Genomic DNA, 6,940 nt, shown 5'->3' with positions numbered 1-6,940 from the left:
TTTTGAAGGCCTTTGGCTTTGCCACGCATGAGATGGACGTGGTGCTGCCGGTATACGCCAATGACCAGGACATCGGCCGGCTGGCCGCCTATATCGAGCCGTTGCTGCTGCGCGACCCGCCGATTGGCTATGTCATCGCCGGGCATGGCGTTTATGCCTGGGGAACCAGCGTGGAGCATGCCTACTGGCGGCTGGAGGCGCTGGAATTTCTGCTGCAATGTGAGTTGGAACGGAGACGAATGAAATGAGCCGTTTGACGATCTATGAGGACCACACGCCCGGCGCAGCGGTGTTCTGCGCGGAGGATGCGGGTGCGGTGGCGGCGGAGCTGAGCCAGATCGGCGTTGACTTCGCGCGCTGGGAGAGCCCGGTGAAGCTGAGCGGCGAGGAGCCGGCGGAGGAGATTCTGGCCGCCTACCGGCCGTATCTCGATGCGCTGATGGGCGCCACGGGGGCTGGTTCGGCCGATGTCATCAAAATGACGCCTGATAATCCCGCGGCCCCGGCATTGCGCGAGAAATTCCTGAAGGAACACACGCACAGCGAGGATGAAATCCGTTTTTTCGTCAAGGGGAGCGGGCATTTCGTGATCCATGAAAACGGGCGGGTGTATGATGCGTTCTGCGAGCAAGGCGACCTGCTGCGCGTGCCCGCCAACGCGAAGCACTGGTTCGATGCGGGGAAAAAACCTTTATTCACGGCGCTGCGGGTATTCACCGACACCTCCGGCTGGGTCGCGCAGTTCACCGGGGACGATATTTCCAGCCGCTTCCCGGTCGCCTGATGCTGCCGCCTGCCGCCGTCCTCACGGATATTGAGGGCACAACCACGCCCATCGCCTTTGTGCACCGGGTGCTGTTTCCCTATGCGCGGGCGCGGCTCGCGGCGTTTTGCGCGGCGCATGCGCAGGTGGGCGGCGTAGCGGTGCCGCCGCTGGAGGTGCTGTACGCGCAGATGGACCGCGACGAGAAAGACCCGATGCTGAAGGCCATCCAGGGGATGCTCTGGGAGGAAGGCTATGCGGCGGGGGAGCTGAAGGCGGAAATCTACGCGGATGTGGCCCCTACCCTGCGCCGCTGGGCGCGCGGGGGGGTGAGGCTTTATGTGTATTCCTCCGGCTCCGTGCCAGCGCAGAAGCTGCTGTTCGGCCATAGCGGCGCGGGCGACCTGACGCCGCTGTTCCAGGCGTATTTCGACACCAAGGCCGGGCCGAAGCGCGAGGCCGCGAGCTATGGCGCGATTACGCGCGGCATTGGGCTTCCGGCGGGTGAAGTGCTGTTTCTCTCGGACATGGAAGCGGAGCTGGATGCGGCGCGCGCGGCGGGCTTGCGCACCTGCCAGCTGGTGCGCGCGCAGGATGGAACGCAGGCATCGGCGCGGCACGAAACCGCGGCGGATTTTGCCGAGGTGGCGCAGAAATTTGGCCTGCCGCGTGCTTAAACGAGCAGGCGCCTGGTTGGCCGCCCGCCCGCTGGTGCGGGCTTTTTTATGGGGCATGGCCTCAGCGCTCGGCCTGCCGCCGGTGCATCTGCTGCCGGTGCTGCTGTTCAGCATACCGGCGTTTATACGGCTGATCGGGGCCGCGAAAAGCTGGAAGCAGGTGGCGCTGACAGGCTGGCTGTTCGGCTTTGGCCTTGGGCTGGCGGGGCTGTATTGGATCACCGAACCGATTCTGACAGAGCTTGCGACCTTCTGGTGGCTGGTGCCCTTCGCCGCGCCTTTGCTGGCCGCGGCGGTGGCATTCTATTCAATTATTCCGGCGTTGGCGGCGCGCGCGGTGAAACCGGGGTTTGGCCGCCTGCTGGTGTTCGCCGGGGCCTGGAGTGCTGCGAATCTGGTCCAGCAATTCGCCTTCTCGGGTTTTCCATGGAACTTATGGGGTACGGATTGGACGATTCCCGGCACCGTGGGCGATGTGTTGATCCAGCCGGCCGCGCTGATGGGCGTGCAGGGCATGACGCTGCTGACGGTACTGCTGGCCGGGCTGCCGATGTTCGGGCGCCGGGGGTTGGCGGTGCTGGTGGCGGTGTTGCTCGTGTGGGCCGGGTATGGCTGGCACCGGCTGCAAACGCCGGTTACCGGAACGAATGTCACCCTTGCGCTGGTGCAGCCCGATTTTCCGGTGCCCGGCTCCTACGACCGCGCGGCGCTGCTGGCGCGCTGGCAGCAGCTGCTGGCCATGAGCCAGGCCGGGCTGAGCAACGGCGCCACGGCGGTGGTCTGGCCTGAAGCGGCCTCGCCATGGCTGCTGGATAGCGACGCGGTGGCGCGCCAGGAACTTGCCGCGGTGACGGGGACGGCGCCGGTGCTGGCAGGCTCGCTGCGCCGGGTGAGCGCGACCGATTTCCGCAACTCTTTGGTCGTGACCGACGGACCGCTGCCGGCGGTTGCAATCTATGACAAATGGAAGCTGGTGCCCTTTGGCGAATATACGCCAAAATGGATTCCGCTGAAAATAATCCCCGACATGCTGGGCGGCGGCTTCACCCCCGGCCCCGGGCCCAAGACGCTGCACATTCCCGGCCTGCCGCCGGTGGGGCCGTTGATCTGTTATGAGGCCATTTTTTCCGGGCAGATTGTGGATGAACATGACCGCCCGGACTGGCTGGTGAATGTGACCGACGACGCCTGGTTTGGCAACTCGGCTGGGCCGCGCCAGCATTTTGCCGACGCGCGGCTGCGCGCCGTGGAGGAAGGGCTGCCACTCGCGCGCGACGCGAATTCCGGCATCACCGCGATGTTTAATGCTTTTGGCCATGTCGAGGCCTATCTGCCCTTAAATAGCCAGGGGGTGTTGGTTACATCTTTGCCAGGAAAGCTACCGCCGCCGCTTTTTGCTAGGGTCGGGCTTGTAATCCCTGCTATGCTCGCTTTTATGGCAACGGTTTCCGGCGTGCTAATTTCCATCCTGACATAACCTAATATTTATGTTTCTTCAGCCGCGTCGTCTCTTTAATAATTCTTTATTTGTATTTTTTGTATTGTCATGTTCGCTAACCTCTGGTAATCATCATAGCCATGCTGCACTTTACCCTGGGTGGTGATGGGCGGCGGGAGTGCTGGGGCTGCCAAGCGTGCCGGGAAGCGCGGATAGCCGCTCCTATTGTTGGAGATGTTGAGTTAAATGGCCGAAGAGAACGCCGACCGCCCGGAGCGCGAAAGCCGCCCGAGCCCAATCGACATCCATGTTGGTTCACGCGTGCGGCTGCGCCGGACATTGCTTGGCATGTCTCAGGAGCGGCTGGGCGATGCGCTGGGCCTGACCTTCCAGCAAGTGCAGAAGTATGAGCGCGGCGTGAACCGGGTTGGCGCATCGCGGCTGTTTGATATTTCCCGCGTGCTGGATGTGCCGATCAGCTATTTTTTTGATGATATGCCTGAGGGCATGTCGGAGAGCCCCGTCTCAGGCCCGCGCGGGCGCATGCATGGTTTCGCCGAGGCACAGGAGCCTTTCGCCGCCGGGGTGGATGACCATTTGACCAAGCGCGAAACACTGGAACTGGTGCGCGCCTATTACCGCATTGCCGACCCAGCGATGCGCAAGCGCATGTTCGACCTGATGAAATCCCTGGCGTCACCAGAGGCGACATTAGAAACCAGTTGAGGCTTGCGGCTTCAACCTTAAATGAAAACGGCGCCTTACGGCGCCGTTTTTTTGAGGGCGATTCACGCTTTCGGCTCGCCCAGGCGAACGAGCCTCAAACGATCGCGCGCTGGCCATTTTTCCGAGGGCGATTCACGCTTTCGGCTCGCCCAGGCGGGCGAGCCTCAAACGATCGCGCTCTGGCCATTTTTCCGAGGGCGATTCACGCTTTCGGCTCGCCCAGGCGAGCGAGCCTCAAACGATCGCGCTCTAGTCAGACGAAGCGCGCAGGGCGGCTTCCTCGGCGGCGATTTCAGCAGCGCGGGCGGCAACCGCGGCGGCGCCGATCGGCGGGCCGGGGAAGCGGGTGCGGGCGATGCCGAACCAGATGATTGCCATGATCCCGAGCAGACCGATGAAGTAGCTGTCCAGAATGTTGTTAGGGGGGCGGGTGCCGATGTAGATGATGACAATGCCGCCGACGCTGGTGATGAGCGCCAGCGGTTTGGAGAAGGCGCCCAGACGGAAGGGGCCGAACTCGGTCCAGGTTTTGCCCTCGGCGAACAGCCCGGCAAGGATCGGCATGGCGTAGGAGATGTAGAGGAACATCGCGCAGCCGGCGGCCAGAGCCGCGAAGGCCGGGGAGTACAGCGTGGAGGCGATGGAGAGCACCACGGTGAACCAGATGGCGTAGACCGGCGAACGATGCGTCTCATTCACCTGCTTGAGCCATTTGCTGCCGGGCAGGCCGCCGTCACGCGAGAAGGCATAGACCATGCGCGAAGTGGAGGTGACGCCCGCCAGGGCGCAGAGGAAATTGGCCAGCACGATGCCAACATAGAGAATATCCTTGATCCAGTTGGGAACCGTGAGCGAGGCCATCAGGTTGAAGATGACGTTGCCGCCGGCGGCCGCGGCTTTTGCCTGGTCGGGCATCGCCAGGACGAAGGCGCCGGCCATCGCCAAGCCGAACACGGCCGACCAGATGATGGCATTGAGGATGCCGCGCGGCACGTTGCGGCGGGCGTCAACGGTTTCTTCCGAGGTGTGGGCTGAACCGTCAAACCCGGTGACGGTGTAGAGCGGATAGAGCAGCGCCAGCAGGAACAGGTAGAACGGGCTGGAGGCATGCGGCACCACGCCGCCGCCGGCATCGCCTGAGTAGTTGGTGAAGGTGACGAGGCGTGAGAAATCAAAATGCTGGACGCCGAAGAGCATCACACCGGTCAGCAACACGGCGATGACCAGAATGAGCACGCCGGAGAAGTCAATCAGCTTGGTCGTGGTGCGGATGCCAAAATGATTGAGCAGCCCCTGGGCCAGGGTGATGCAGACGACTGCGAGGGTCTGCTGCTCAAAACCCCAGGCGGAGGTGTTGATGCCGAAAATATTATTGAGGATCAGCCCGACGCCGAGGTTGTAGACCCCGACGTTCACCGAGGAGATGACGAAGATGAGGCCCAGCAGGTTGAACCAGGCGGTGATCCACCCCCAGGCGCGCCCGCCGAGAATGGAAGACCAGTGGTAGAGGCCGCCCGCGGTGGGGTAAGCCGAGGCGATCTGCGCCATGGAGAGGCCGACGATGAGCGCGAAAGTGCAGCCCGCGATCCAGCCGACAATGGCGGTGAGCCCGCCGCCGGTGGAGAAGCCGACCTGAAAGGAGGTGATGCCGCCAGCCAGGATGCAGATGATGGAGAATGATACGGCAAAATTTGAAAACCCATGCATGCGCCTGGAAAGTTCCTGCGCGTAGCCCATTTTGTGCAGGGTCGCGGCATCGGCCGCGAGAATTTGTTGTTCCGTCTGGTCCGCCATTTTTAACCCCCTCGGGTGGTTCACCCACCATTAACGATTGAAGCAGTCTAGGCAGAAGCGCCCACATTCTTCAAGCGAAACTTAATGCCCTGTCATTTCACGCGGGAGCTGGTGTGTTGCGCTGTCATTCTCGCGCCGCCAAAGCTGTGCTTATATCAGAAAAATAGAGGGAGGCACCCATGGCTGACGAACCGAAACTGACCCTGCCGGCGCTGCGTGAGATGTGTGAACGCGGCCAGATTGATACGATTATCATGGCCGCGCCGGATATGCAGGGGCGGCTACAGGGCAAGCGGGTGATGCCGAAATTCTTCTTCGACTCAGTGACCTCCGAGGCTGCCGAGGGGTGCTCCTACCTGCTCGCCACCGACATCGAATGCGCGCCGGTTCCTGGGTACGATCTTACTTCCTGGGAAAAAGGCTATGGGGATTTCATCTTCGCGCCCGACCTCTCAACCCTGCGTCTTGCCCCCTGGCAGCCGGGGGCTGCGATTATTTTGTGCGACATCGAGCTGAAAGGCCACCGCCCGGCCAACGTCGCGCCACGCACCATGCTGAAGAAGCAGCTGGCGCGCCTGGCGGCGCACGGGCTGAGCGCGTTTGCCGCCACCGAGCTTGAGTTCATTCTCTTCAAGAATACCTACGAGGATGCCTGGAACCGCGCTTATCGCGGGCTGACCCCGGCGAACCAGTATAACAATGATTATTCCATCCTCGGCACCGCGCGGGTGGAGACGGTGATCCGGGCGATTCGCAACGCGATGGAGGCAGCGGGAATCCAGGTCGAAAATTCCAAGGGCGAATGCAATCTCGGGCAGCATGAGATCAACTTCGCCTACAGCGACGCGGTGACCACCTGCGACGCGCATGTTATATATAAGGAAGCGGCGAAGGAGATCGCCGCGTCGATGGGTCATGCCATCACCTTCATGGCCAAGTTCAACGAGCGCGAGGGCAACTCCTGCCATACGCATCTCTCCTTGCGCGACAGCAACGGCAAGGCGGTGTTCCTGGGCGAGGACGGGCATAGCCCCTCCAAGTTCTTCCTGCAGTTTCTGGCGGGTTTGCTGAAGCACGCGCCGGAGCTGACATTCTTCTTCGCGCCCAACATCAACTCCTACAAGCGCTTTGCGGCCGGCAGCTTCGCGCCTACCGCGCTGGCCTGGGGCATGGACAACCGCACCTGCGCGTTGCGTATCCTGGGGCATGGCAAATCGCTGCGGGTGGAGAACCGGTTACCGGGCGGCGATGTGAATCCGTATCTGGTACTGGCCGCCATGCTCGCCGCCGGGCTGGACGGGGTAGAGAGCGATCTCCCGCCGGTGCCGATGTTTACAGGCAATGCCTATGTTTCCGGGTTGCCGCGCGTGCCAGGCACGCTGGCGGAAGCAGCGAAATTGTTTGGCGAGAGCGAATTCAACAAGGCTGCCTTCGGCGCCGAGGTGGTGGCGCATTACGCCAATATGGCGAAGGTTGAGTTGGACGCGTTCAACGCGGCTGTTACCGACTGGGAACGTTTCCGGTCATTTGAGAGGATGTGAG

General features: G+C 62.3%; 7 protein-coding genes. 6 read left to right on the top strand and 1 reads right to left on the bottom strand.

Annotation, left to right across the window (positions count from 1 at the left end; translation table 11 throughout):
* The 5 genes from PHE40_RS03925 to PHE40_RS03905 form a co-directional block, all read left to right on the top strand.
* A partial coding sequence (locus PHE40_RS03925; RefSeq protein ID WP_299958278.1) for a class II aldolase/adducin family protein occupies positions 1-248 on the top strand: 248 nt, incomplete at its 5' end.
* On the top strand, positions 245-784 hold the full coding sequence (locus PHE40_RS03920; RefSeq protein ID WP_299958275.1) for an acireductone dioxygenase: 540 nt from the start codon (positions 245-247) through the stop codon (positions 782-784). The genes PHE40_RS03925 and PHE40_RS03920, both read left to right, overlap by 4 nt.
* On the top strand, positions 784-1,440 hold the full coding sequence (mtnC, locus tag PHE40_RS03915; protein ID WP_299958273.1) for an acireductone synthase: 657 nt from the start codon (positions 784-786) through the stop codon (positions 1,438-1,440). Before PHE40_RS03920 ends, mtnC begins: the two co-directional genes overlap by 1 nt.
* Entirely contained in the window at positions 1,433-2,917 is a 1,485-nt protein-coding gene (gene lnt / locus PHE40_RS03910; protein WP_299958270.1) for an apolipoprotein N-acyltransferase, read from the top strand. Before mtnC ends, lnt begins: the two co-directional genes overlap by 8 nt.
* Before the next feature lie 207 nt (positions 2,918-3,124).
* Positions 3,125-3,604: a helix-turn-helix domain-containing protein gene (locus PHE40_RS03905; RefSeq protein ID WP_299958267.1), complete on the top strand. Its 480-nt coding sequence runs from the start codon at positions 3,125-3,127 to the stop codon at positions 3,602-3,604.
* 249 nt (positions 3,605-3,853) lie between these two features.
* Here the strand turns inward: PHE40_RS03905 and PHE40_RS03900 are convergent, their stop codons facing one another.
* Positions 3,854-5,398 (bottom strand): amino acid permease, encoded by a 1,545-nt coding sequence (locus PHE40_RS03900; RefSeq protein WP_299958264.1) that lies wholly within the window; start codon positions 5,396-5,398, stop codon positions 3,854-3,856.
* A gap of 179 nt (positions 5,399-5,577) precedes the next feature.
* On the opposite strand from PHE40_RS03900, the gene PHE40_RS03895 reads away from it, so the two are divergent.
* On the top strand, positions 5,578-6,939 hold the full coding sequence (locus PHE40_RS03895; protein ID WP_299958261.1) for a glutamine synthetase family protein: 1,362 nt from the start codon (positions 5,578-5,580) through the stop codon (positions 6,937-6,939).
* Position 6,940 lies beyond the last annotated feature (1 nt).

It is taken from the genome of Acidocella sp. (assembly GCF_028687955.1).
Lineage (GTDB): Bacteria > Pseudomonadota > Alphaproteobacteria > Acetobacterales > Acetobacteraceae > Acidocella.
This window is presented reverse-complemented; position numbering and strand designations above follow the sequence as displayed.

What these genes read in the sequence shown, in the direction of transcription:
- PHE40_RS03895 (WP_299958261.1), top strand. Translation starts at nt 5,578, where the DNA reads ATGGCTGACGAACCGAAACTGACCCTGCCGGCGCTGCGTGAGATGTGT.
- PHE40_RS03920 (WP_299958275.1), top strand. Translation starts at nt 245, where the DNA reads ATGAGCCGTTTGACGATCTATGAGGACCACACGCCCGGCGCAGCGGTG.
- mtnC (WP_299958273.1), top strand. Translation starts at nt 784, where the DNA reads ATGCTGCCGCCTGCCGCCGTCCTCACGGATATTGAGGGCACAACCACG.
- PHE40_RS03905 (WP_299958267.1), top strand. Translation starts at nt 3,125, where the DNA reads ATGGCCGAAGAGAACGCCGACCGCCCGGAGCGCGAAAGCCGCCCGAGC.
- PHE40_RS03900 (WP_299958264.1), bottom strand. Translation starts at nt 5,398, where the DNA reads ATGGCGGACCAGACGGAACAACAAATTCTCGCGGCCGATGCCGCGACC.